The following is a 26,796-nucleotide window of genomic DNA, read 5'->3' as shown; positions in this document are numbered from 1 at the left end:
ATCATCTCCCAGTTACCGCATAAGAAATTGGAAGAGGCATAACTCTATTCACTTTATCATTATCTGTATCAAAATCTATTATTATATATGAATATTTTAAATAAATATATATTCCTGAATCTTCTTTTTCAAAAATACTGAAAAATGGTCTTATATATTTAGCTAATTCTATTTCTTTAATCTTTTTTATTTGAGTTATATCTGATATATCATAAATATCTATAAAAATATCAGCATAATCTCTATTAATAGATTTCATTAATTTTAATACATAAAATTTACTATCATTCATAAAATATTCATTGTCATCAGAACTGTATAAATTTTCTTCTCTTGTAAAAGTAAACTCTGATTCTTTTATATTATTTATATCACTAAAATCAATAAAATATTTTCTATTATTATTATATTTAAAATATACCATTTTATTTTCACTTATCTCCCAGTTTGAAAAGTCTCCTTTTAATTCTATTGTGTTTGCTATCTCAGGATTATTTTTATCTGATATATCTATAAATACTAATTTATCTGTAAGAGAAAATCTTCTTCCGCTTGAATCCTTTTTTCCTTCCTGAACTATTAAATAATTTCCGCCTTTTCCAAGAATATACCCAGGTGTATTAATTTTTCCTACAATAGATGGATTTTCTGATAATTCCACTATATATAAATTATCTGTTGTTGAAAGATATAAATATTTACCATCTGTGCACCTATTCCATTCACCATCTCTTATACCACCTTTTACATTTAAATCTCTAACCATAGGCCAATCATATCCATAAAATTTTTCATTTTCTATTTTCAATTCACCTACTACTTCTGGAAAATCTTTATCGCTAATATCAAGAACCTTTATCATAACAGGTTCTCTAAAAATTATATATACATAATCTTTATTCCTGTCCACCAAAACTCTATTTGTTTTCCCTGAATTTTTTAATTCGGGAATTTCAGAAAATTTAATAACAGTTCTTTTTATATTATTTTCATCTTTCATTTCATTAATAACAACTCTATCTTTACCAACATATATTATTTCATTATTTTTTCTTACAAAATATTTATAAAAAGCATAATTAGTTGGCCTAAGAATTTGGGGTATTGATGATAAACTTTTATTTTTCAAATCAACACGAGTACCTGTACTATAATCATCATTTTTATAAAAAACATACAAATTATTTTTATATATTTCAAAATTAAAATATTCAAAAGAAAAGGTTTTATATTCCAATTTATCAACATTTATGTTACTTATATTAAATATCTTCAGGAAACCAGAATTATCAACTAAATATAAACTATATAGATAATCTCCTATAATTATTTTCCTATTAGAATAAACAGTAAATGCTTTAATAATTTTCTTTTTATTTAAATCTATGAAAAAGAGATATTTAAAATCCCCTGCTACAATATAATTCTTATATTCATCAACAAATGCTTTTCCACTTTTTAGACTGCTATCATAAAAAGATCCACTATAACCACCTACATCAATATTCTTTACTGATCTTATATTGCTTTTACTGCTTATATCAACAATTTCTATTTTATCTGGTTCTAATATTATTGCATAATTATCTTTTATATATATATTATACCCCACTTGATCATAATCATGCTCTTCATGCTTATTCCTATATTTCCCAATTATTTTAGGATTTGTTTTGTCTTTAATGTCAACAATTAATAATAGGTATGCCTTATCATCAATTTCAAATTTTCCACTTATATACATATATCTATCTTTTATAAAATAGTTATAAATACCTTTTATATTAAATTTTCCCAATTTTTCAGGCTTATTTTTATTGCTTATGTCATATATTAAAATGCCTTTATCTTTGTGATATATATACGCATAATTTTTATCGATTTTTATTTTTGAAAATCCTGCAATATTATATCCTTTGTATGTAATTTCAGGTTTTTCGATATTATTCCAGTCAATAATTGTCAAATTAGGTGTATATGTGTATCTTCCATCATAAACTATATCTTCTGGCTGAAAACTGATTGGCAATTTTACAGATTGAATAAATTTAAGAGAATATTTTTCTGATATATCATATGCGCCTATATAATTTCCTTTTGCTACAAAAAAATATTTACCTTCATTTAATTTTTTTACATTTAAATTTTCTGTCTCTATTTTTTCATTTTCTGTTGTCTCTTCTTCATATGTTTCTTCATCAGTTTCCTCTTCTTCATAATTCAAATCTGTTTGTTCATCATTTGAAGTATCGTATGTTTCCTCCTGTGTAGAACTGCTTGTTGAACTAATTGAAGATTGTGTTGTTTCTTCATCATCGCCCGGAAGAATTGCAACAATAACCGCAAGTGCAATTACCACAAGTAAAAAAACTTTTAGCGCCTTCTTCATCACTCTGCCTCCTTTGTTTTTAGTTTAATAAAATATTAAATTACCGACTATAATGTATCTTATTTTTTTTTTTTTTTTGAATTTTTATTAACTAAATATTTCAATTTAGAAAACTTTTTGGTTTTATGCAGGTTTCAGGAATGCTAAATGGTTTCAATAATAATTGAAAGGTTTCATTTAAAACTCAGATGTATTATAATAGATATGGTATAATATCTGTATAAGAAATGAAAATAGGATTAATTACATATGAGGTGATTGAAATGAAAAAGAAAATACCATATGGAGAACAGGAATTTGAATTATTAATAAAAGATAATTATTATTATGTAGACAGAACAGAATATATAGAAAAATTAGAAAACTTAAATGAAAAATATATAGTTTTTTTAAGACCGAGGAAATTTGGAAAAACCCTTTTTATCAATACACTAATGGCATATTATGATGTAAATAATAAAGAAAAATTTGAAAATTTATTTGGAAAATTATACATAGGAAAAAATCTAACTCCATTGAAAAATAATTATTACATACTAAAAATGAATTTTTCCGGAATTCAAACAGAAAATAAAGACATATTAATAAAGAGCTTTAAAAATAATGTAATAGCCTCACTTGTAGATTTTAATAATAGATATAAATTAGAACTATCAATAAAAGAAGAATATAGCGAACCAGCAGATATAATAAGAGCGTTTTTAACTGATGCAAAAGATATTTTAAACAAACCAATATACCTATTAATAGACGAATACGATCATTTTGCAAATGAGTTATTGAGTTTTAATCTCGATTTATTTAGAGATAGCATAACAAAGCATGGATTTGTAAGAAAATTCTATGAAGAAATCAAAAAAGGAACAGAAACAATAATAAAAAGGATATTCATGACAGGAGTAAGTCCAATAATGCTTGACTCATTAACCAGTGGGTTTAATATAACAATGAATATTACAATAGAAAAAGATTTCAATAGAATGTTGGGATTTACAAAAGAAGAAGTAATTCAATTACTTGAATATTATGAGATATATTCTGATAAATTATTAAAGGAAATGGAAGAAAATTACAATGGATATAAATTCAATGAAAATGCTTCAAAAACAGTATATAATCCCGACATGGTATTTTATTTTATAATAAAATATCAAAAAGAGAAAAGACCTCCACAAAAAATAATAGATGATAACATATTAAGCGATTACAAAAAAGTTCAGAATCTATTTAATTTAGGAGAATTACTCGGAGTAACAATAGAAAAAGAGAATGGAAAGGAATTAACAAAAGAACAAAGAGAAAAAGAAAGCTCAAAAAGAACAATAGGGAATCTATTGAATGAAATACTATTAACAGGAAGAACGGAATTAACAGAATTAACCACCATATTCAATCCTGGAAAAAGGATAGACATAAAAGACATAAAATCATTATTATTCTATCTTGGATTTATGACATTTGAAATGGAAAACTTAAGAACATATTTAAAAATACCAAATTATTCAATGAGAAAGATATTCTCAGATTATTTCACAGAATATATAGAAGAAAAATTAACAGAATATATCGATTCAGAACCAATAGAAATAGCTGTAAGAAATATATTATTGGATGGAGAAATAAATACATTTGCAAAAGAAATAGAAAATCTATTAAGCAAACTGGATAACAGAATATTCATGGGATTTGATGAAAAATATATAAAAATACTGATGTATAGCTACTTAATATTAACACCATTTGCAATGGTAAAGATGGAGTATCCAGTAGAAGGCGGATATGTGGATATAGCAATGTTCAAAAGATATGAAGAAGTGCCATATGAAGCGATAATAGAAATAAAATACATAAAACAGAATGAATATACCGAAAGTAAATTCAAAGAAAAAATCGCTCAGGCAAGAGAACAGATAGAAAGATACAAAAAATCATACGAATTAAATTCAAAAAATGAGAGAATGAAAAAATTCATAATAATCTTTGTTGGGAAAGAAGCTAAGTTTGTTGAAGAAGTGAAATAAGAAATAAAGTTTTGGCTAATCTTTTTAGAGAATTAAATTATGTAGAAACCTGGGGAAGTGGAATTGGAAAGGTTAAAAAAATTTGCGAAGAAAAAAACATCAAATTTGAAATAAATGAAACAGGGAATTTTGTGAGTATTGTTTTTTACAGACCAAAAATAAATACCGTTGAAAAACCAGCGAATAACCAGCGAAAAACCGACGGAAAACCGACAGAAAACCGACGGAAAACCGGCGGAAAACCGGCGGATTTAACAATTCAAGAAGAAATAATTTATGATTTTGTAATTAAAAACAAAAAAATTAATGTAAAAAATGCTGAAAATATATTAAATATAAAATCAACAAGAGCAAAGGAAATTCTTAAGAATTTAACTAAAAAAGGTATTTTAGAAAAAATCGGCAAAACAAAAGGCAGTTATTATATCTTAAAAAATGGTAGTATAATAAAAAGTGTGTAAATAAAAAAATAGAAAAATAAAAAGAATGAATATGTGAAAAAAGGAAGCCCAGTAGTGTGGTGAAAGAGAAAGGGGATTTTGAAAAAAAGGTTACATGGGGGGATAGTAATGCCGAGAAAAAGAAAAGAGGAAAATGAACAGATTCTTGGCAATGTGGATAGGAATTTCATAAAACAATATATAAAAGAAAATGGAATTAAGGATTGGAATGATGTTGAGGATATAAGCAAAAAGCTTGTAAAAATAATGCTTGAAGAAATGTTGAAAGCAGAAATGGATTATGAACTTGGATATGAAAAGTATTCCAGAAAACCTGAGGATAACGATAATTATCGAAATGGTTATTCTAAAAAAACTGTAATAACTAAAAATGGTGAGATGGAATTAACAGTTCCAAGGGATAGGAATGGAGAATTTGAACCACAAATTGTTAAAAAGAGACAAAGACATATTTCTGTTATTGAGGATTTGGTATTATCGCTATATTCAAAAGGATTAAGTGTCAGGGATATTAGAGACCATATTAAAGAAATATATGATGTGGAAGTTTCTCCAGAGAAAATCAGTATGATTACTAATTCTGTAATGCCTTTAATAAATGATTGGAGAAATAGACCTTTGGAAGAGATATATGCTATTGTATATCTGGACGCTTCATTTTATTCAGTAAAAGAAGATGGTGTTGTTAAAAGAAAGGCTATATATAACGTCATAGGTATTAATCTTGATGGATATAAGGATATCCTTGGTATATACATAGAAAAAACTGAATCCTCAAGATTCTGGATGAATGTCTTGAATGATTTAAAAGCCAGAGGTGTTAAAGATATTTTAATCGCTTCTGTTGATGGGTTAAATGGTTTTGTTGATGCAATCCATACCGCTTTCCCTAATGCTGAAGTTCAAATGTGTATTGTCCATCAATTGAGGAATACATTTAAATATGTCCCTCATAAGCATAGAAAAGCTGTTGTTAAGGATTTAAAACCTATATATCAAGCTCCAAGTCTTGAAGCTGCTGAAGCTGCACTTGAAGATTTCGAAAAAAATGGGGCGAAACTCACCCCTTGGCAGTACAAATATGGAAAAATAATTGGGATAAATTATCAGCCTATTTTAAATATTCAGAACCAATAAGAAGGCTGATATACACAACCAATCCAATAGAAAATGTTCATAGACAATTTAGAAAAATAACCAAAAACAAAAGCGTATTTCCAACAGATGACTCATTGATAAAAGCAATATATTTTGCAGCAATGAGAATAACGGAAAAATGGACTACAAGAATTAGGGATTGGGGACAAATATTAAATGAGTTAAGAATATATTTTGGAGATGATAGAGTGCCTATTTACAGAACAAACGATTAAAAAGAAAATTCAAAATTCTGTATATATTAAACTTTGAAAAGTGAATATTTCTTAAAAGATTGCACTAAATTGTGCAAAAGGAGTGAAAACTCAAAAATTAGCTTCTTAAAAAACAAAAAGATTATTAAAAAAATTATTCAAACAATTTTTAATATCTCATTAAAAATTATAACTCTAATATTTTGATTTCACAAAGTATTGAATTTTCTTGAATTATTAAGAATAAACATCATATTTATTCCTAAACACAAATAATCTCTTATAACCAACTATAATTAATTTACACAGTATTTTGGATAGTCCCTAAAAAATCAACATTAAAAAATAAAATCCTCCTCTTCCTGGATAATAGAAACAACTCAGGAAGAGGAGGTTTGTTTTTAGTTTATACCAAAGAAATATTCAAGAATTAGGCTATATACCTTTTCTACAGCATCTTCTCCAATTTTTCCTAAAATCTTTTTTCCACCCAATTTCAAAAGATCTTCCAGATATTCTTTTGGTTCCTTCTTTTCTAAAACCTTTTCTGCTTTAAACTTTGAATATATTTCCTTAAATTCAGAGTTTATATTCATCAAAGCTTTTTCAAAATCTTTTATTTTTATTTCTTCACCTTTAGAAAAGATTACTGTTAAATGATATAAGTCGATAACCATTAAGTCCCTATTAAATGAATAATCAGCATATATTCCATTTTCATAGAACAATTGTTCAAGTTGCTCCTTCAATAATTTATTATCTACAACAATTGTTATTTTTCCGCTTTCCAGAACCCTTTTCACATTATGTTTTGAATTTTTCAAACTATCAATCAATATTTCTTTTAATTCTTTTCTTCCGCTTTCTTCACCTGAATACCACATATTATATGACTTTTTTAAAAGGTTTTGCGCCGTGTTTTTATCTACTTTTAAATGCCTGGAAATCTCACTCGCAAGAGCTCTTCCATCTCTTAAATATGCTCTTAAAACTTTTTCTTTATCTTCACTTTCAACTTTTCTTTTTACTATTTCATCTATTAGTATGAGATTTATTGTATTTTTTACAACACCGCTATAACCATATTGATTATATACTGCAAAAACCCTTTCTCCTATGTTTTTATAAAATTCATTATCCCGGGATTGATTGTTCATTTTATATTCCTCCAAAATAATCACCTATGTAAATTCAAATAAATATTAAAAATCAATATATTCTAATGTTTTCAATACGATTTGGCATTATATATTTTATTTTTTCATTTCCTGGATTGGATATATCTATTACAACTATACCTTTATATGAAAAACCATATGCCAATTTTTTGGATTCATCTATATTTACTGCAACAATACCAAAGTTACTTGGGATTTTTAGAGTTGATAATATTATAGGATATTTTGGATTATCAAATCTTAAAGTTATAATTCCTCCATTAGCAATATATGCATATTTTCCTGTTATATACATATCATAAATATTTTTTATATCTTCAATTGTTCTTATTTTCTCTGGATTTGAAATATCTGACATATCATAAATATATATTCCACCTCTTGATAATATATACATTATATTTTTTTCTTGATTTATTTTTATATATAATCCCTTTCCTCTATTATCAATATAAAAATTATCATTTAATTCGGAAATTTCTTTAAAATTTCTTTTATCTGAAATATCTATTATTTCAATATCTCCTTCATAAATTGATTTTTTTGATTTAAATAAATACATATAATTTTTATCAAATTTCAGTATTTTTATTCTTTGATTATATTTACTTGGAAATTCTGGTTTATATTCTGCAACCTTTACAGGACTTGCAATATTTGAAATATCATAAATTTCTAATTCTTTTTTATAGTTAATATATGCATAATTGTCGTATACATTAATGTCAAACGGAATATTTTCATTGTCAAATTCAAAAATTTTTTCTGGCATGAAATTTTTGACTTTATCCAGGTCATAAATTTCTATTTTTTTAGAGTTCTCATTATATTTCCATATATAATTTTTATCAAAATATTTTATAGAATCTCCAATATTTTTATCTAAATATAAAAATTTATGATTATTATTTTTTATATTGTATATTTCTATCATATCAACTCTTTTATGGGTATCGTTTATATATACACCTTCCTTTAAAATTATAAAATCATTTTTATAAGTTTTAATCATAGAAGCTCTTTTATTTGACCAAAAATTTATTATTTCAGGGTTATAGATATCATTAATTTTAAATATCATTAACCCGCTATTCCCATTTGTATATACATAATTATTATACACATCTATTCGAGAAAAACTATCTTTTATTTCTCCCAAAACAAATCCCATATCATAAATTGCCCCTGGATTATTTATATCTTCTATTTTTATAACCCTTATACCTTTATTAGTTGCAATCAACAAATAATCCTTAAATTTTGCCATATCTTTAGAAGTAGCATTAAATTTGAAACTTTTATATAATTCTATTTTATCGCTTTTCCAGTTTTTATATATATATAGCCCTCCATATTCAGCAACATACATATATTTATCATTTTCAGGTATTATAATCTTCTCAACAATATCTGTCCTCTTTTTATATAATAATTTTGGTTTTTTAGGGTTTGAAAGACTATATACAAAAAAGCCACTATTACCATTTTCGTTATTTCGATACAACCTTATTAAATATTTATCATAAATTATTAAATTATTTCCCCTATCCTGATGCCATATGTCTAAAGTATTATCTTCTAACACAGATATTAATTTTGGATTTTTCTTGTTTGATATATCATAAACTCTAAATTGATAAACAAATTCCTCTGTTTCAGGTATATAATCCCCAGAAACAGCATATAGGTATTTTCCATACACAGCTATATCTTTTATTGAATCCTTTGTCTTAGGATCCCCATATTTATATACCGGTTTTGGATTTTTCGGGTCTTTATAATCTATAATTTCAAATTTACTTGTATATAAATACCTTCCATCAAAATAAGAAATATTTCCATATGAATTACTATACCTTCCATCGCCAATAGAAGCTTTTAATTTTTCATCTGTAAAATATATTGTTGAAACAATTTCAGGATTTTCCGGATCTCTTTTTAAATTATATAAACTATACACCTGTTGATCATAGTATAGTTCAAAATCACCAAACATATATCCGCCCTCTAATTTATATTTTTCACCATCATCTGAAACTTCTTTTTTTGAGACAACTTTTTCTTCTTCATAACTCAAATCTGTTTGTTCATCATTTGAAGTATCGTATGTTTCCTCCTGTGTAGAACTGCTTGTTGAACTAATTGAAGATTGTGTTGTTTCTTCATCATCGCCTGGAAGAATTGCAACAATAACCGCAAGTGCAATTACCACAAGTAAAAAAACTTTTAGCGCCTTCTTCATCACTCTGCCTCCTTTGTTTTTTGTTTAATAAAATATTAAATTACCAACTATAATGTATCATTTTTATTTTTTTTTTTTTTTTGTAATTTTCGTTAACTAAATATTGCAATTTAGAAAACTTTTTGTTTTTATGAAGCTTTAAGGAAGGATAAATAGTTTCAACAATAATCGAAAGGTTTCATTTGAAATTTTGAATTTTATCATGGAGAGTTTTTTATAATACTTCTTTACAACATTATTGATTTTTATATACAGAAATATTATTGTAAAAAATCACTTGACAATTCATAATTTATATGTTAGAATTTATTCAAATAATAGTATGGAGGAGTTTAGTATGTTTTTGAGATCGCTATTAAACACAATAAATAACAATAAAACATTAAATAATCAGCCCGAACCCAAAGGTGTGGTCTTTACACAACACCTTAAGTTCGGTGTATAATGCTATTTGTATAACTTAAGGGATTAATGTAAAGGCCACACTATAAAAAGTGTGGCCTTTTTTCTATATCAGGAGGTGATTTGATGAAAAAAGAAGATTTAAAGCACGGTCTTGAGGGTGTTGCTGTTGCAATAAGTTCCATATCTTATGTAGACGGTGAAAAAGGTAAGCTCGTGTATAGAGGATTTGAAATAGAAGATCTCGTTGAAAACTCATATTTTGAAGAGGTAGCATATTTAATCTGGTTTGGCTCTTTGCCAAATGAAAATGAAGAGGATTTTATAAAATCAATGTTATCAAAAAAGAGAAATCTTCCAGAAAACATTGTGGAAATGATGAGGTTATTCCCGGAAAACGCTCATCCCATGGCTGTTTTACGAAGTGTTGTTTCAATGCTTGGAATGTATTCAAAAGAAGATAATTCAACGCTTGAAAATGCTATTAATTTAACGGCAAAGATTCCAACAATTATTGCATATTGGTATAGGATAAAAAATAATTTACCTATTATTTATCCTGAGGAACATCTCAATCATTCTGAGAATTTCCTGTATATGATGTTTGGTGAATTACCTGAATATTCAAAATGTTTTGATAAGGCTTTGATACTGCATATGGAACAGGGAATGAACGCATCAACCTTTGCTTCAACGGTAACCTCATCAACATTGTCTGATATTTATTCAGTTATCACAACTGCAATAGGCACATTAAAAGGACCATTACACGGCGGAGCAAATGAAAAGGTGCTTGAAATGCTGGAAGAAATAGGAGATATAGAAAAAGTTCCTGAATATATTGATAATCTCATTAGAAACAAGAAAAAGATAATGGGATTTGGACACAGAATTTATAAAACATATGATCCAAGGGCAAAAATTCTTAAAAAATGGGTTCAGGAAATTTCTGCTCATGAGAAGGTTGATTTTTTTGATATTGCCCTAAAGGTTGAAGACGTTGTAGTGGAAAGATTTAAGGATAAGAATATTTATCCAAATGTGGATTTTTATTCTGGTATTCTCTATAACCACTTTGGCATTCCAAAGGAATTTTTCACAACGATTTTTGCCATGGCAAGAATTGTAGGTTGGACTGCACATGCAATGGAATACAGAAAGAATAACAGAATTTTCAGACCGCGCTCTATTTATAATGGACCAAAAGATTTGAAATATAAGGATATGAAGGGAGTTGAAATAAATGGGTAAAACACTTGCAGAGAAAATACTCAGCATGCATGTAGGCAAAGATGTAATACCCGGCGAAATTATAATTGCCAATGTTGATCTTGCTTTTGTTCAGGATGGAACCGGGCCTTTAACTGTTGATCAATTTGAAAATATGAATTTTAAAAATGTAAGCACTAAATCTCTCGTTTTTATAGATCATGCTTCACCAAGTCCAAGAAAAGAACTTTCAAATACGCAGAAAAAATTAAGAAATTTTTGTAAAAAAACAGATGCGGAAATATATGATATTGGCGAAGGAATATCACATCAAATTGTAGCTGAGGAATATGCAAAACCAGGAGATTTAATTGTCGGTGCCGATTCACATTCATGTACCGCCGGGGCATTTGCTGCTTTTGCAACAGGAATGGGTTCAACAGATATTTCTCTTGCATATGGTCTTGGAAAGGTATGGCTAAAGGTTCCTGAAACATATAAGATTGTATTAAAGAATAAATTAAACAAAGGTGTATATGCCAAGGATATAATTCTTTATCTTATAGGCATGATAGGTGCTGATGGCGCCACTTATAAGGCTTTGGAATTTTCAGGCGATGGTATAAAAACATTATCAATGGAATCAAGACTAACCATTTCAAATATGGCAGTTGAAGCAGGTGCAAAGGTTGGATTGTTCCCTGCTGATGAAATTACAAAGGAATATATGAAAAATCAGGGAAGAGAAGATGAATTTAAGGAATTATTCCCCGATGAAGATGCAAGTTATGAAAAGGTTATTGAAATTGATCTGTCTGAAATAGAACCTCAGGTTTCATTCCCTCATACTGTAGATAATACAAGAAATATAAACGACGCAAAAAGTGTTAAAATTGATCAAATATATATTGGAACGTGTACAAATGGAAGGATGGAGGATTTGAGAATTGTTGCTTCAATATTAAAAGGAAAGAAAAAGGCTGAGGATATTAGATTAATAATCGCCCCTGCCTCAAAAAAGATTTATTTACAGGCATTACAAGAAGGTTTAATTTCCACATTTATTGAAACAGGAGCTACTATATTGCCTCCAGGTTGTGGCCCATGTGTTGGCGTTCATGCTGGCGTCCCGGCTGACGGTGAGAAAGTATTATCAACACAAAATAGAAATTTCCACGGAAGAGCGGGAAATCCTAATTCTGAAATATATCTTTGCTCTCCTGCCACGGCTGCTGCCAGCGCATTAACAGGATATATTACAGATCCAAGGGAGGTAATATAATGATTTTTAAAGGAAAAGTCTGGAAATTTGGCGATAATATTTCAACTGATCACATAGCACCGGGAAGATATTTCCATTTAAGATCAAATCTTCCGGAATTGGCAAAACATGTTTTAGAGGATGCAAGAGAAGACTTTGCAAAAAGTGTTGAAAAAGGAGACATTATTATTGGTGGAAATAATTTCGGGCTTGGTTCTTCAAGGGAACATGCACCAAGGATTATAAAAGTTGCAGGAGTTTCATGCGTTATTGCAAAATCATTTGCAAGGATTTTTTACAGAAATTCAATTAATATTGGACTGCCTGTTATTGAATTAAAGGAAGTCGATGAATTTAACGAAGGGGATATTATCAAGGTTGATACAAAGCTTGGAGTTATTGAAAATATTACTCAGGATAAAAAGTATCATTTTATTCCTTTTCCTGAATTTGTTAATAAAATACTCGAAATTGGTGGAATTGATGAATATATAAAAAAATATGGAGATTATGGAGTGTGATATGATATGAAGATTGGAATTATAGGCATTGGAAATATTGGAAGTATGCTTGTAAAAAGATTTTCAATTAATAAAGAATATGAATTGTATATCTATGATGTGAACAAAGATAGAATTAAAAAATATGAAGACGAAAATATCCATATAGAAGATGAAATTTCAAAGGTATACGAAAAGGCGATATTTACTTTTGTTTCTGTAAAGCCTAATCATCTAAATGACGTGTTTGATAAAATCAAGGATTTATCAGAAGAGAACAGATATATTATCAGCACCGCTGCTGGAAAGACTTTAGCTGATTTATATGAATTATCGGGCAAAAAGAATATTTTCAGAATAATGCCAACTGTTATTTCAAATTCCGGATTGGGCACTACTGCAATTGCATATAATCCTGCAATATCGGAAAATATAGTTAGCGATGTAAAATCAATACTTTCAAACCTCGGAGAAGTGCTTGAAATTGAGGAAAAGAAGTTTGATGCATTTACTGTTTTAAATAGCAGCGGTCCTGCTTTTGTTGCATATATAATAGAAAGTTTTCTTGAAAGCGGTATAAATATTGGATTGTCCCACGATGATTCATTAAAGATTGTAGCAAATACTTTTATGGGAACATTGGAATATTTAAAAAATGAAGAGTTAAAACTCTCGGAGTTGAAATATATGGTTTCTTCACCAGGTGGGGTAACCATAAAAGGATTATATGAAATGGATAAAGCGGCAGTAAAAGGTTCAATAATGAAGGCAATTGAAGAGGCGTATTTAAAAAACAAAAAATTGTAAGCGAGGTGATTATAATGAATGAATTAATAGAAAAAGCAAAAAAATTGAAATCTGCTTCTGATTTTTTAAAGAAAACAAAGGCAAAAGAAAAAAATGAAGCTATTCGCCAGATTGCTATAGCTCTTGAAAAAAATATGGATTATATATTGTCTGAAAATAAAAAAGATGTTGACATTGCAAGAAAAAATGGCGTTAAGGAAGCTTTAGTTGACAGGCTTGCCTTAAATGAAAAAAGGATAAAGGGCATGATTGATTCATGTAATACGGTTATTAATCTTAAGGATCCTGTTGGTGAAATATTTGATTCATTTTTAAGAGAAGATGGAATTAGAATAAGCAAGATGAGAGTTCCACTTGGAGTAATTGGAATAATATACGAGTCAAGACCTAACGTTACTGTAGATGCCACAATTCTTGCTTTAAAATCAGGAAATACAGTTTTGTTGCGTGGAGGTTCCGATGCAATTAATTCTAACAAGGCACTTGTTAAGGTTATTAAAGAGGGACTGAAAAATTCCGGCATTCCTGAAAATTCTGTTGAATTAATAGAAAATACAGACAGAGCATTGGTAAATGAAATGCTTAAATTAAATGAGTATCTTGACCTTGTTATTCCAAGAGGCGGAAAGGGGCTTATTAACTTTGTTGTAAAAAATTCTACAGTTCCTGTTCTGGAAACCGGCGTTGGAATATGCCATATTTTTGTTGATGAAAGCGCTGATGTTATGAAATCCATTGATATTATAGACAACGCAAAGACACAAAGACCTGGAACATGCAATACAGTTGAAACTGTGCTAATTCATAAAGATATTGCTTCAAAGATATTGCCTGATTTGAAGAAAAGGCTTGAAGAGAAGAATGTTGAAATAAGAGGATGTGAAGAGGTATTAAAACATATTGATGTAAAACCTGCAACAGAAGAAGATTGGGCTACGGAATATCTCGATTTGATTCTGTCAATTAAGGTTGTAAATGATTTAGATGAAGCTATATCGCATATCAAAACCTATTCAACTGGACATTCTGAGTCAATTCTTACAGAAGATTATTTAAATGCTATGAAATTTGTGGAAGAAATAGATTCTGCAGCTGTTTATATAAATGCTTCAACGAGATTTACAGATGGCGGTGAGTTCGGAATGGGTGCAGAAATGGGAATTAGCACTCAAAAAATGCATGCAAGAGGTCCTGTTGGATTAAAGGAACTTACAACATATAAGTTTGTTATACAGGGCAATTATGATGTGAGGGGTTAATATATGGAAAAGATTGTAATAAAGGTTGGAAGTAATTTATTAATAAAGAACAATGATATAAACAAAAAGTATATAATAAAACTCAGTTATATTATCTCAGAACTAATAGAAGAAGGCAAAAAGGTTGTGCTTGTTTCTTCAGGGGCCAATGCAGCGGGATTGCAGTATTTAAAGTTGCATCCTTTAAAAAGCCTTGCGCAAAAACAGGCTTTATGTGCTGTGGGGCAGGTACAATTAATGAAGATATATGAAAATGCTTTTGATTTTCATAATAAGAAAATCGCCCAAATTTTATTGACTGCAGATGATTTTTATAATAGAAAAAGATTTATAAACCTGAAAAATACGCTCATTGGATTAAATCAATTTGGGATTATTCCTATAATAAATGAAAATGATACTATTTCAACTGATGAGATTAAATTTGGCGATAATGACAGGCTTTCTTCACAATTTGCAATTGGCTGGGGCGCAGATGGATTAATGCTTTTAACCTCTGTTGATGGTGTTTTGGACGAAAATGGAGATGTAATTAAGGTTTATGATAAAAATATTCAGATAAAAGAGTTTAAAAAAACATCTTTGGGAACAGGAGGAATTTCAACAAAAATCGATGCTGGATTATCTGCAGCAGCTTCTGGAATAAAGACATGTATTTGTAATGGAAATAAACTGGAGAATATAAAGGAGTTTGTTTCAGGTAAAAATGTTGGTACTGTTTTTATGCCTGATAAAAAATTGAAAGGGAAAAAAGCATGGATTGCTTTTTTGTCAAAAAGCAGAGGAAAGGTGTTTATCAATAAGGGCGCAAGGGATGCGTTGATGAATAAGAAGAGTTTGTTGCCTGTTGGAATTGAAAAGATAGAAGGAAATTTTGAAAAGGGTGAGCCGGTGAATATTTATTTTAATAATAAGCTTATTGGGAAAGGGATTCCTAATTATTCGGCTGAGGATGCTGTTGTGATTTGTGGAAAAAAAAGCGGGGATATTGCTAAAATTGGAAATTTTGATTATGATGAGTTTATTCATGTTGATAATATGGTGATTTTTTGAAATTGTCAATGGTCGTTCTTTTATTTTCAAAAAGAAATAATAATATTCGTTCAGACAGGTGAAATTTTTTATCATTGTGAAAAATAAAAACTCTTTCAGACAGCTCGAACGCTGATCCTCAAAAACTGCTCATATACGCTGGGGCGCTCAGATTCCCCATCCCTGGGGAAGCTTCGCTCAAAAAAACATCCTGTTTTTTTGTCCCTCTTCATTCGCAGTTTTTTCGGGCGTTCTTCGAGTATTCATTCGTTTTTATTTTTCCCAATATTTTTGTTGTTCCGGCTCACGCAATATCTCCGTTCAGGAAATTTCAAGCCTTCACTCATATTATTATTTCTATTTTCTTATTATATAATTTTCCGCAGTGGAAATATACAAATAAGTTGAAAAAAATAAAAGTGAATGAATACTCGCAGAGCGCCCGATTGTATATATAAAGAAAAAAGAAAAATAATGTGAATGAAAACTAAGAATTTCCCGAAGCGGAATGCAGAAAATTCGGGTTGGAAAAACAGGAGGTTTTGGAAAGCGAAGCACTTCATGGACGAAGTGTCTGAGCGTGCCCGAATTTTCAAATGGAGCAAGGATCAGAAATTCTTGCCGTTTGAATGAACATTATTTTTCTTTTTTCAAAAATATTTTCAAAGATCAACACTCAAGTCGTATGAATGAACTTTTATTTTTTCAATCTACAACCAAAAGGGCGAACATGGAGGTGAGTCTGCAACGGCCAATAAGTTTTTATTTTTCTACTTTCAAAGAGCATCACAACTTTTTTTGGAAAAAATTTCCAATTTTAGGGAGGGAGAAATCATGGAGATAATTGATATTGTTTATATAGAAGGAGACGGTATTGGGCCGTTTGTTATGGAAGCGGCTATGAAGGTATGGAATGCCGCTGTTGGGTATGTTTATAATGGTTCTAAAAAGATTAACTGGATAGAGGCTTATGCCGGGAAAAAGTCTTTAGAAAAAAATGGTTCTTTGTTGCCAGATGAAACGCTTAAAAAATTAAAAGAGGTTAAGGTTGGAATAAAAGGACCGCTTGAAACACCTGTTGGAAGCGGTTATAGAAGTTTAAATGTGGCTTTAAGGCAAAAACTCGATTTATATGCATGTATTAGACCTGTGAAATATATTCCCGGTATAAAAGCTCCTGTTAAATCTCCAGAAAATGTGGATATTGTAATTTTCAGGGAGAACACAGAGGACGTTTATGCTGGAATAGAATGGGAAGAAAACAGCAAGGAGGCAATTGAGGTTATAGAATTTCTTAATGAAAAATTTAAGATTAATCTGCATAATGCCTCAATTGGAATAAAGCCAATAAGTGAGTTTAGAACAAAAAGACTTATGAAAATGGCAATTGATTATGCAGTAAAAAATAACAGAAAAAAAATAACTATTGTTCATAAAGGAAATATAATGAAATATACAGAAGGTAATTTCAGAAAATGGTGTTATGAGATTGCTGAAGAACATAAGGATTTAATAGATAAAAATTCAATTGAAATAAATGATGTAATTGCCGACAATATGTTCCAGCAATTATTGTTAAAACCCGAAAAATACGATATTTTAGTTACTCCAAACTTAAATGGTGATTATCTTTCTGATGCGGCAGCTGCTCAGGTAGGTGGAATTGGTATTGTTCCGGGAGGAAATATTGGCGATGAAATTGCCCTTTTTGAACCAACCCACGGCACTGCACCGGCAATTAAAGATCCAAAAATGGCTAATCCAACTTCATTAATATTATCAGGGGTTATGATGTTTGAATATCTTGAAATGAAAGAAGTTTCGAGTTTAATTGAAAATTCGTTGAAAAAATGTATAAAATCAGGTATTGCAACAAAGGATATTATGCCTGATAATCCTGTGTCTGCAGTTAAATTTGCTGCGAAGATTATAGAAAATTTTAATTAAAAAAATAACTCCCGATTTTTTCGGGAGTTATTTCTATTATTATCCTTTAAATTGTCCTGCGAAGTGACATGCAACCTGATGTCCATTTTCAAGTGTAACAAGTGGTGGTTCCTTTTTAGCACAGATATCCTTTGCAATTGGACATCTTGGATGGAATCTACATCCACTTGGTGGATTAATAGGACTTGGAACGTCCCCTTTAAGTATAATTCTCTTTTTCTTGTATTCAGGATCTGGAATTGGAATTGCTGACATAAGTGAAACTGTATATGGATGCATTGGATTGTCAAATAATTCCTTTTTATCAGCAAGTTCAACGATTTTACCGAGATACATAACTGCAATTCTGTCACTGATGTGTTTAACAACTGCTAAGTCGTGAGCAATAAATACATATGTTAATTTAAATTCTTTTTGTAAATCTTCTAATAGGTTTATAACCTGTGACTGAATTGAAACGTCAAGAGCTGAAACAGCTTCGTCAGCTACAATAAGTTTTGGATTTAATGCAAGTGCCCTTGCAATACCAATTCTCTGTCTTTGACCTCCTGAGAATTCGTGTGGGAATCTGTAAAGGTATTCTGAGGATAATCCAACCTTTTCAAGAAGGTCTTTTACTATTTCTGTTGCTTCTGCATTGCTGCTTACAAGACCGTGTGTGTGCAATCCTTCAGCAATTATATTTTTAATTCTCATTCTTGGGTTTAACGATGAATATGGATCCTGGAAGATGATTTGCATATTTCTTCTGAACCATTTTCTTTTATCTCCTAAATCTGAGAGCATTTCATGTCTTAATCCATGTGCTCCTTTATCAAAGTAAATCTTTGCATATTTTCTATCAAGTTCATCATCTAATGATTTAATTACTTCATCTTCTGTTTTCTTTTCGTGTAATAATTTATTGAATCTATCTACATACCATTCTTTGATGTATTTGTTTGCCCTTGATCTTGGTAAGAATAATGGTGTGGTATCAAGGCCATCAACTATTATTCTACCTGCTGTTGGGTTTAATAATCTTAAAATTGTCATACCAGTTGTACTTTTACCACAACCTGATTCACCAACGAGACCTATTGTTTCTCCTTCATATACTTTAAATGTAATATCATCAACAGCTTGAACATGTGCAACTACTCTTTTAAAAACACCTGCTCTTACAGGGAAGTATTTTTTTAGATTATCAACCTGTAATAATACTTTTTTATTTTCCTGAGACATTAATTTTCACCTGCCCTTGCTTTTTCCACTTCTTTAACCAATTCATCGATGTAGAAACATCTTGAATAATGGCCTGGTTCTACTTCTACTAATTCAGGCATTTCATCCTTACATCTTTCTTTAGCAAGGAAACATCTGTTTGAAAATCCACATCCTTTAGGGAATCTTCTTGGATTTGGAACTGTTCCCGGAATTGAAACCAATCTATCTACTTCTTCATTGATTTTTGGTATTGATCTCATTAATCCCCATGTGTATGGATTTCTTGGCTTTTTGAATATGGATACAATATCACCATATTCAACTATTTTACCTGCATACATAACTGCTGCTTTATCTGACATTTCAGCAACAACACCAAGGTCGTGTGTGATGAAGATAATAGCCATTCCATATTCTTTCTGTAATTCCTTCATTAATTCAAGAATTTGAGCCTGAATTGTAACGTCAAGCGCTGTTGTAGGTTCATCGGCAATTAATACCTTTGGATTACATGAAAGAGCCATAGCAATCATTGCCCTTTGTCTCATACCACCAGAAAGTTCATGTGGATATTGGTCAACACGTTTTTCTGGTTCAGGAATACCAACCTTTCTTAAAAGGTCAATTGCTCTTTCCCTTGCAGCCTTTTCGTCAAGGCCTAAATGCAACATAACCATTTCTATTATCTGATCACCAATTGTAAATACAGGGTTTAAAGCTGTCATTGGTTCCTGGAAGATCATTGCAATTTCTTTACCTCTAATATGTCTCATTTCTTCGTCTGAAAGCTTTGTTAAATCTGTACCTTTATATAATATCTGACCATCTGCAATTCTTCCATTTTCATCTAATAATCTCATTATACTCAATGAAGTTACAGATTTACCGGAACCTGATTCACCAACTATAGAAATTGTTTCTCCTTCATATACTTCAAAAGAAACGCCTCTTACTGCTCTTACTTCTCCGTCTTCTGTATCGAAATATGTATGTAAATTATCGACCTTTAAAATTGGGTCTTTCATTGTTTGCCTCCTTTCAATTATCCGCGTAATTTCGGATCAAAGATATCCCTTAATGCGTCACCAACAAGGTTCCATGCCAAAACGAATAATACCATTGCTGTACCTGGATATGTAACAGTATACCAGTACTGCAATGCACTATCAGAACCACCTAATATCCAGTTTCTTGCATAGTTAAGTATTGATCCCCAGTCAGCATATCCCTGTGGAGCACCAACACCCAAGAAACTCAATACAGCAGCTGTGATAACCATAGAACCAATTCTCATTGATGCCTGAATTACAACAGGGAATATTGTATTTGGAAGAATGTGTTTTATGATTATTTTCCAGTCAGGTACACCAAGTGCTTTTGCAGCTAAAACATATTGATCATTTTTAGCCTGAAGGATATTACCCCTTATAAGCCTTGCTGAACCCATCCATCCAAATACAATCATGGCAATCATAACTTTATCAAGACCTGTTCCAAGTATTGTTGTCAAAACCATAGCTGATAGCATAAATGGAACTGACATAAAAATATCTGTAATTCTCATTAATATTTCATCAACCCATCCACCGAAATATGCGGATACTGAACCTATAAACAAACCTATTATTGTTGCAATGGTAACAACTGTCAAACCAATTTTAAATCCTGTTCTTGTACCCCAAACAACACCATAATATATGTCCCTTCCATTACTTATACCAAATGGATGTTCTTTTGATGGTGGCACTGGAGCACTTTCATATGTAATAATAGGCATAATATATGGATCGTAATTAAGACTTTTTATATAGTCCTTTTTGAGTTTTTTAAAGTATGACTTAACTGCTGGAAGGAATTTATCAACTGATGATTTTTTTGTTTTTAATTCATCTAATTCTTCACTCATTTTTATTGCAATATCATATTTTTTCTCAAATGAAGTTATAGCTTTTTCAAGATCCTTTATTGCTGCATTTAATTCTTTTGGTTTATCAACATTTTTTTCAATATTTTCAATATATGATGTATCGAGAATATAATCTTCTGTTAAAGGTGTGAGTTGTTCTATAAGTTTATTATAATTCTTTTCGCTTTTTGTACTTTGATATGCTTTTAATGTTGATTTTAAGTTTTTAATATCATCTATATAATCTCTATAAAATCCATATGTAAATTCATAATAATCATCAAATGATGCAATTAAATCATCTATAATTGCAGGATCCTTTTTCTCTTCAAGCTGAGAAATCATGCTTTCCATATTTTCTATTTCAGGATCTATTGGTATTTGTGGTGGAGCCAATAATGGTGCAAATGCTGCAACAAGAATAAAGAATATTAATAATATTAATCCCAACATCGCTGAAGGGTTTCTATAGAACTTTCTTAACGATCTCTTGATTTCTTCATTCACTTCAATCACCTCACTCGTATCTAATTCTTGGATCGATTAATGCGTATGATATGTCGATTATCAAATTACCAAGAATCAAAATCAATGATGAGAATAACAACATACCCATTATAGATGCATAGTCAAGCTGTCCTGCTGCTTTTGCAGCAAAACTTCCTATACCAGGTCTTACAAAAATTGTTTCAACGATAATAACCCCCATTATAAGACCGATAATCATTGAACCTGCAACGGTTGCAACAGGGATTAATGCATTTCTTTTAGCATGTTTGTGAATAACAACCTTTTCTGGTAATCCTTTTGCCCTTGCAGTTCTTACATAATCTTTTCTTAATACTTCCATCATTGATGAACGAGTGATTCTAATAAGATATGCCCACCATAAATATGATAATGTGAGGATTGGGCCTATTAAATGTCTTAAGCCATCCCAGAATATATCAAATCTTCCATTTAATAATGCATCAATAGTTACAAGCTTTGTATATTGATGAAAGTCCGGGGAGTTAATAACTCTTTCTGCCCACAGACTAATTTTTCCAGGGGGGAACCATCCAAGAACACTATAAAATACGAGAATTATAAGCAAACCAAATACAAAGTCTGGAAATGACCACCCTACAATTGAGAAAATTCTTATAACGTGATCCTGCCATTTATTATGATGCAGTGCCGCCTGAACACCAAGCCATATACCAACTCCAATTATTGGGAATATTGCGTATAATGCTAATTCAACTGTAGATGGTAATCTGTGTAAAATAGCGTCTTTAACTGGTTCTTTACCAACTATTGACCAGCCAAGATCACCTTTTGCTACACTTTCCATCCATTTTAAATATCTTGTTACTGGATCCTGATCAAGCCCATATTTGTGTTTGATCAATTCCATTTCTTCAACAGACATTTTATCCAATGTATTTGGATCAACATATGCAGCAAGTAATTGGTCTTCACCAAGAAGCTGCATCATTCCGAAAACTATTAATGTTACCCCAAATACTATAAGAGGCAACAATAATAATCTCCTTATAATATACGCCGTCATAACTACACCTCCATCTTAATAAATTAAAAACCATTTTATTATATCATATAAACATAACATTAAAAATTCAAAAAAATAAGGAGAGGGTTCAACCCCTCCCCTTTATACGAATTTAATTATAAATAATGAAATATTTTTCAATTATTCGTCTGATTTGTAATATCTGTAATAATCGTCACCTGGTCTAATTGCGTTTGGATACCAACCTTTTAACCATTTTCTGTGTACCCTTACACCAATTGGCTGATAAAGAGGTACGCCTAATCCTTCTCTAATTACAAATTCCTGAATCTTAATGTATTTTTCTTCCCTAACTTTTGGATCTGTTGCAGATGCAGCATCGATAATCATCTGGTTCAATGATTTACCGCCAAAGAATGCCTGTGGTTTGTTTGCAAATTCTGCATATTTATCTCCAAAGTAGTAACCATAGTCACCATCACTGTGGTAGAATGTGTAAATAAAGTTGTTTGGATCTGGATAGTCAGCTAACCAACCAAGGATGTATAATGGCATTTTACCGTTCTTTCTTGCATCTAAGAATGTTGGCCACTGAACACCTCTTGCTTCAACCTGGAATTTAGGATTGATTTTCTTTAATGAGTCTGCTAATAATTCTGCTGATTTCTGTCTTGCTTCGTTACCTGTATTGTAAAGAATTGTCATTTTGAATCCTTTTCTCCAGAGTTGTCCTCTGAATGCTCTCTTGAAGTATCTTGTTGCTGCTGTTAAGTCATATTTTGGTTTTGGTAAGTTATCATCGTAACCCAAGAATCCTTTTGGTAATGCTGTAGGTACTAATTCACCAAATCCGTTTAATACTTCATCAATCATCTTCTGGTAATCAAATGAAGCAATGAAACCTAATCTTACGTTTTTGTCTGCAAAGAAGTCTACAGGAATACCCTGTCCGTCTAATTTTCCGCTTCCGATATATGGTGAATCTGGTTTTACCTGCCAGTTGAAGTTAAGTGTTGTAACTGATACGCTTGGTAATCCTTCAATAACTTCTAAATCAGGATTTCCTCTTACCTGATCTAAGTATTGTGTTGGAACTGCTGCGATATCTGCTTCACCTTTTTCTAACATAGCTTTTCTTGTTGACCATTCGTCAACACCCCAGATAACTACATTCTTTATCTTAGCTGGACCTCTCCAGTATTCATCGAATGCTTTTAAGATAACTTTCTGTTCTGCTCTGTTCCATTCAACTAATTCATATGGACCTGAACCGATTTCTTTTGCGTATAATGGTGAAGATTCTTTTTTCCAGTCGTGGAATTTCCACCATCCATCTGCTTTACCGTCCCATAATCCTAAGTCCTTAGCAGCTTTGCTGTCTAAAATTGCTCCCCATGATGAACCCTGAGCAATAACGTTTAAGAAGTAAGCTTTTGGTGCTGCTAAATGGAAAATTACATAATCTCCCTGAACTTCAACTTTTGAATCGATGTATTTTTTGTAGAAGTCTAATAAGATCTGTTTTGCTTCATCGTTAACAGGTTCTTTTGTTTCTGGATTTACTAATTCATTCCATGAGTGACCTGTTAAACCTTTAACTGCTGATTTTAAACTGAAGTAATCTCCAAAGAATACTTCGTAGAACATCCAGATAGGTCCTCCACCAGGATTTCCTATTAATGCTCTTTCGAATGTGTATTCAACATCGTATGGTGTTAATTCGTTTCCGCTGTGGAATTTAACACCTTTTCTAATTTTAAATTTAACTGTGTTTCCGTTTACTTCCCATGATTCAGCTATTCTTGGAGCAAATTCGCTCAAGCTTGAACCAACATATTCAATAAGGTTGTCATAAACGTTAAAAATAACTTCTCCACTAGCTGTATCATAAGCCTGATGTGGATCTAATGTACTTGGTTCCCCGATTGTTAAGTCAACGATTGTATCGGGGTTCATAACTGTAGCAAATGCAAACACTGAAACTACCACTAAAAGTGCCACTAAAAGTTTCTTCATACAGTCCCCTCCTTGTATAAAATTTATTCCGGATATATTTTACCACAAAAATTCAAAAATTACAAATACTTTATCAAAGTTTCTTATAGATTAAGAAGGGACAACATTATTTTCGTTCGTATTTCATTATAATAAATCTAAATAAATTAAAAAAACTTATTATAATGAAATTTCTTTCATATTCTCCTTATTTTATAAAAAGAGGCGGATTTTCCCGCCTCTTTTGCGTTAAAAATTATTTATCTGATTTCCACATTTTGTAATAATCGTCACCTGGTCTTATAGGATTTGGCACCCAACCTTTAACCCAAGATCTCTGAACTCTTACTCCTATTGTCTGGAATAATGGTGCTCCTATACCTTCTCTTATAACAAATTGCTGAATTTTTACATACATTTCCTGTCTTTTAGCCGGATTTGTTTCTGCAACTGCATCTTCTATCATTTGATTTAATGATTTTCCGCCAAAGAATGCCTGTGGTTTATTTGCAAATACCTTATATTTTTCTCCAAAGAAACTTCCATATGTTCCATTACTGTGATAGAATGTGTAAATAAAGTTGTTTGGATCTGGATAGTCTGCAACCCAACCACCTATATAAATAGGTATTTTACTGTTCTTTCTTGCATCAAGATATGTTGGCCATTGAACTCCTCTTGTCTCTATCTGGAATTTTGGATTTATCTGTTTTAATGTATCTGCTAATAATTCTGCTGTTTTCTGTCTTGTTTCGTTTCCTGTGTTATACAATACTATCATTTTAAATCCTTTTCTCCATAACTGACCTCTAAATGCTCTCTTGAAGTATTTTGTTGCTTCTTCAATGCTAAATCTTGGTTTTGGTAATGAATCATCATATCCCAAGAATCCTTTAGGCAATATTGCAGGTACAATCATACCATATCCATCCATAACATCATCTATTATCTTCTGATAATTTATTGACCTTAAGAATGCCAATCTTACATTTTTATCTGAGAAGAAATCAAGTGGTATACCTTTACCGTCAAGTTTTCCACTTCCTGCATATGGTGAACCTGCTTTTACCTGCCAGATAAAACTTATTGTATTCACTGTTGCTCTTGGTAAGTTATCTATTATTTCTATATCCGGATTATCCCTTAATTGTGACAAATACTGGGTTGGAGCTATAACAACATCTGCATCACCTTTTTCAAGCATTGCTTTTCTTGTTGACCATTCAGATACAACCCATATTACTATATTCTTTAATTTTGCTGGTCCTCTCCAGTAGTCTTCAAATGCTTTTAATATAACTTTACCTTCTGTTCTATCCCATCTGTCAAGAATATATGGTCCTGAACCTATTTCTGTTAAATGTAACGGTGAATCTTCTTTTTTCCAGTCATGATATTTCCACCATCCGTCTACCTTTCCATCCCATAATCCAATTTCTTTAGCCTTTTTACTATCTAAAATTGCACCCCAGGAAGAACCTGTAATAATGTTTAAAAAGTATGCTTTTGGTTCTGCTAAATGAAATACTACATAATCTCCATCAACTTCTACTACAGGATCGATATATTTTTTGTAGAAATCTTCAAGAATCTTTTTTGCTTCAGGACTTGTTGGTTCTCCGGTATCAATATTAACTAATTCTGACCAAGCATGACCTGTTAATCCCTTTACAGCATCTTTTAATCCAAAGTATTTACCAAAGAATACTTCATAGAACATCCAGATAGGTCCTCCCCCTGGATCACCTATTAATGCTCTTTCAAAGGTGTATTCAACATCATATGGTGTTAATTCGTTTCCACTGTGGAATTTAACACCTTTTCTAATTTTGAATTTGTATGTTTTTCCATCTGGTGAAATTAATCCATTTTCAACTGTTGGCACTTCTTCTGCTAATCTTGGCAAAAATTTGCTTAAACTGGATCCATCATATTCAAGAAGCATATCATAAACATTGTATATAACCTCTCCACTTGCAAGGTCATATGCCCTATGTGGGTCCAATGTACTTGGATCACCAATGGCTAAGCTTACTAATGTTTCTGGATCCTTTACTGCAGCAAAAGACAAAATAGCAATAATCAAAACCCCTACCAATAAAAACTTTCTCAC

17 protein-coding genes and 3 pseudogenes are annotated in these 26,796 nt (G+C 30.7%); 10 read left to right on the top strand and 10 right to left on the bottom strand.

Annotated elements, in window-relative coordinates; translation table 11 throughout:
- Position 1: 1 nt before the first annotated feature.
- Positions 2–2,389: an LVIVD repeat-containing protein gene (locus MARPI_RS09780; RefSeq protein ID WP_014297429.1), complete on the bottom strand. Its 2,388-nt coding sequence runs from the start codon at positions 2,387–2,389 to the stop codon at positions 2–4.
- Between the two features lie 263 nt (positions 2,390–2,652).
- Between MARPI_RS09780 and MARPI_RS09775 the strand changes: the two genes are divergently transcribed.
- The 3 genes and pseudogenes from MARPI_RS09775 (at position 2,653) to MARPI_RS09765 (ending at position 6,244) form a co-directional block, all read left to right on the top strand.
- Positions 2,653–4,410 carry an AAA family ATPase gene (locus tag MARPI_RS09775; RefSeq protein WP_014297428.1) on the top strand — a complete coding sequence of 586 codons (1,758 nt, stop codon included), beginning with the start codon at positions 2,653–2,655 and terminating at the stop codon, positions 4,408–4,410.
- 11 nt (positions 4,411–4,421) lie between these two features.
- Positions 4,422–4,871, top strand: coding sequence for a putative DNA binding domain-containing protein (locus MARPI_RS09770; protein WP_041638626.1), 450 nt, complete (start codon positions 4,422–4,424; stop codon positions 4,869–4,871).
- 108 nt (positions 4,872–4,979) lie between these two features.
- Positions 4,980–6,244: pseudogene (locus tag MARPI_RS09765) on the top strand (IS256 family transposase).
- 380 nt (positions 6,245–6,624) lie between these two features.
- On the opposite strand, the gene MARPI_RS09760 reads toward MARPI_RS09765, so the two are convergent.
- A complete protein-coding gene (locus MARPI_RS09760) occupies positions 6,625–7,380 on the bottom strand; it encodes a hypothetical protein (protein ID WP_014297427.1) in 756 nt (251 codons plus the stop codon).
- A gap of 52 nt (positions 7,381–7,432) precedes the next feature.
- Positions 7,433–9,643, bottom strand: coding sequence for an LVIVD repeat-containing protein (locus tag MARPI_RS09755; RefSeq protein ID WP_014297426.1), 2,211 nt, complete (start codon positions 9,641–9,643; stop codon positions 7,433–7,435).
- Between the two features lie 528 nt (positions 9,644–10,171).
- Between MARPI_RS09755 and MARPI_RS09750 the strand changes: the two genes are divergently transcribed.
- The 7 genes from MARPI_RS09750 to MARPI_RS09720 all read left to right on the top strand — a co-directional run bounded on the left by MARPI_RS09750 (position 10,172) and on the right by MARPI_RS09720 (position 18,060).
- On the top strand, positions 10,172–11,296 hold the full coding sequence (locus MARPI_RS09750) for a citrate/2-methylcitrate synthase (protein WP_014297425.1): 1,125 nt from the start codon (positions 10,172–10,174) through the stop codon (positions 11,294–11,296).
- Positions 11,289–12,536 carry a 3-isopropylmalate dehydratase large subunit gene (locus MARPI_RS09745; RefSeq protein ID WP_014297424.1) on the top strand — a complete coding sequence of 416 codons (1,248 nt, stop codon included), beginning with the start codon at positions 11,289–11,291 and terminating at the stop codon, positions 12,534–12,536. The genes MARPI_RS09750 and MARPI_RS09745 overlap by 8 nt, the downstream gene beginning before the upstream one ends.
- Positions 12,537–12,538: 2 nt before the next feature.
- Complete coding sequence (locus MARPI_RS09740) at positions 12,539–13,036, top strand: 3-isopropylmalate dehydratase small subunit (RefSeq protein ID WP_041639145.1); 498 nt, start codon at positions 12,539–12,541, stop codon at positions 13,034–13,036.
- A gap of 6 nt (positions 13,037–13,042) precedes the next feature.
- Positions 13,043–13,822, top strand: coding sequence for a pyrroline-5-carboxylate reductase (gene proC, locus MARPI_RS09735; protein WP_014297422.1), 780 nt, complete (start codon positions 13,043–13,045; stop codon positions 13,820–13,822).
- A gap of 14 nt (positions 13,823–13,836) precedes the next feature.
- Positions 13,837–15,081, top strand: a complete 1,245-nt coding sequence (locus MARPI_RS09730) for a glutamate-5-semialdehyde dehydrogenase (protein ID WP_014297421.1) — start codon at positions 13,837–13,839, stop codon at positions 15,079–15,081.
- 3 nt (positions 15,082–15,084) lie between these two features.
- A complete protein-coding gene (gene proB / locus MARPI_RS09725; RefSeq protein ID WP_014297420.1) occupies positions 15,085–16,134 on the top strand; it encodes a glutamate 5-kinase in 1,050 nt (349 codons plus the stop codon).
- An 813-nt stretch (positions 16,135–16,947) separates the two neighbouring features.
- A complete protein-coding gene (locus MARPI_RS09720) occupies positions 16,948–18,060 on the top strand; it encodes an NADP-dependent isocitrate dehydrogenase (RefSeq protein ID WP_014297419.1) in 1,113 nt (370 codons plus the stop codon).
- A 39-nt stretch (positions 18,061–18,099) separates the two neighbouring features.
- Here the strand turns inward: MARPI_RS09720 and MARPI_RS09715 are convergent, their stop codons facing one another.
- From MARPI_RS09715 to MARPI_RS09690, 7 genes and pseudogenes are all read right to left on the bottom strand, one after another.
- Complete coding sequence (locus tag MARPI_RS09715) at positions 18,100–19,284, bottom strand: ABC transporter ATP-binding protein (protein WP_014297418.1); 1,185 nt, start codon at positions 19,282–19,284, stop codon at positions 18,100–18,102.
- Positions 19,284–20,291, bottom strand: a complete 1,008-nt coding sequence (locus MARPI_RS09710; RefSeq protein ID WP_014297417.1) for an ABC transporter ATP-binding protein — start codon at positions 20,289–20,291, stop codon at positions 19,284–19,286. The genes MARPI_RS09715 and MARPI_RS09710 overlap by 1 nt, the downstream gene beginning before the upstream one ends.
- Before the next feature lie 17 nt (positions 20,292–20,308).
- Positions 20,309–21,055, bottom strand: a pseudogene (locus MARPI_RS11410) (ABC transporter permease); the annotation flags it as partial.
- Positions 21,056–21,568: 513 nt separating this feature from the next.
- Positions 21,569–21,679 (bottom strand): annotated as a pseudogene (locus tag MARPI_RS11405) (ABC transporter permease); the annotation flags it as partial.
- Between the two features lie 10 nt (positions 21,680–21,689).
- Positions 21,690–22,727 carry an ABC transporter permease gene (locus MARPI_RS09700; protein ID WP_014297415.1) on the bottom strand — a complete coding sequence of 346 codons (1,038 nt, stop codon included), beginning with the start codon at positions 22,725–22,727 and terminating at the stop codon, positions 21,690–21,692.
- A 141-nt stretch (positions 22,728–22,868) separates the two neighbouring features.
- A complete protein-coding gene (locus MARPI_RS09695; protein ID WP_014297414.1) occupies positions 22,869–24,704 on the bottom strand; it encodes an ABC transporter substrate-binding protein in 1,836 nt (611 codons plus the stop codon).
- Between the two features lie 235 nt (positions 24,705–24,939).
- The gene (locus MARPI_RS09690) at positions 24,940–26,796 is read right to left on the bottom strand and encodes an ABC transporter substrate-binding protein (protein WP_014297413.1); all 1,857 of its coding nucleotides are present in this window, start codon (positions 26,794–26,796) and stop codon (positions 24,940–24,942) included.

The organism is Marinitoga piezophila KA3 (genome assembly GCF_000255135.1).
Taxonomy (GTDB): domain Bacteria; phylum Thermotogota; class Thermotogae; order Petrotogales; family Petrotogaceae; genus Marinitoga; species Marinitoga piezophila.
This window is presented reverse-complemented; position numbering and strand designations above follow the sequence as displayed.

What these genes read in the sequence shown, in the direction of transcription:
- MARPI_RS09780 (WP_014297429.1), bottom strand. Translation starts at nt 2,389, where the DNA reads ATGAAGAAGGCGCTAAAAGTTTTTTTACTTGTGGTAATTGCACTTGCG.
- MARPI_RS09775 (WP_014297428.1), top strand. Translation starts at nt 2,653, where the DNA reads ATGAAAAAGAAAATACCATATGGAGAACAGGAATTTGAATTATTAATA.
- MARPI_RS09760 (WP_014297427.1), bottom strand. Translation starts at nt 7,380, where the DNA reads ATGAACAATCAATCCCGGGATAATGAATTTTATAAAAACATAGGAGAA.
- MARPI_RS09755 (WP_014297426.1), bottom strand. Translation starts at nt 9,643, where the DNA reads ATGAAGAAGGCGCTAAAAGTTTTTTTACTTGTGGTAATTGCACTTGCG.
- MARPI_RS09750 (WP_014297425.1), top strand. Translation starts at nt 10,172, where the DNA reads ATGAAAAAAGAAGATTTAAAGCACGGTCTTGAGGGTGTTGCTGTTGCA.
- MARPI_RS09745 (WP_014297424.1), top strand. Translation starts at nt 11,289, where the DNA reads ATGGGTAAAACACTTGCAGAGAAAATACTCAGCATGCATGTAGGCAAA.
- proC (WP_014297422.1), top strand. Translation starts at nt 13,043, where the DNA reads ATGAAGATTGGAATTATAGGCATTGGAAATATTGGAAGTATGCTTGTA.
- MARPI_RS09730 (WP_014297421.1), top strand. Translation starts at nt 13,837, where the DNA reads ATGAATGAATTAATAGAAAAAGCAAAAAAATTGAAATCTGCTTCTGAT.
- proB (WP_014297420.1), top strand. Translation starts at nt 15,085, where the DNA reads ATGGAAAAGATTGTAATAAAGGTTGGAAGTAATTTATTAATAAAGAAC.
- MARPI_RS09720 (WP_014297419.1), top strand. Translation starts at nt 16,948, where the DNA reads ATGGAGATAATTGATATTGTTTATATAGAAGGAGACGGTATTGGGCCG.
- MARPI_RS09715 (WP_014297418.1), bottom strand. Translation starts at nt 19,284, where the DNA reads ATGTCTCAGGAAAATAAAAAAGTATTATTACAGGTTGATAATCTAAAA.
- MARPI_RS09710 (WP_014297417.1), bottom strand. Translation starts at nt 20,291, where the DNA reads ATGAAAGACCCAATTTTAAAGGTCGATAATTTACATACATATTTCGAT.
- MARPI_RS09700 (WP_014297415.1), bottom strand. Translation starts at nt 22,727, where the DNA reads ATGACGGCGTATATTATAAGGAGATTATTATTGTTGCCTCTTATAGTA.
- MARPI_RS09695 (WP_014297414.1), bottom strand. Translation starts at nt 24,704, where the DNA reads ATGAAGAAACTTTTAGTGGCACTTTTAGTGGTAGTTTCAGTGTTTGCA.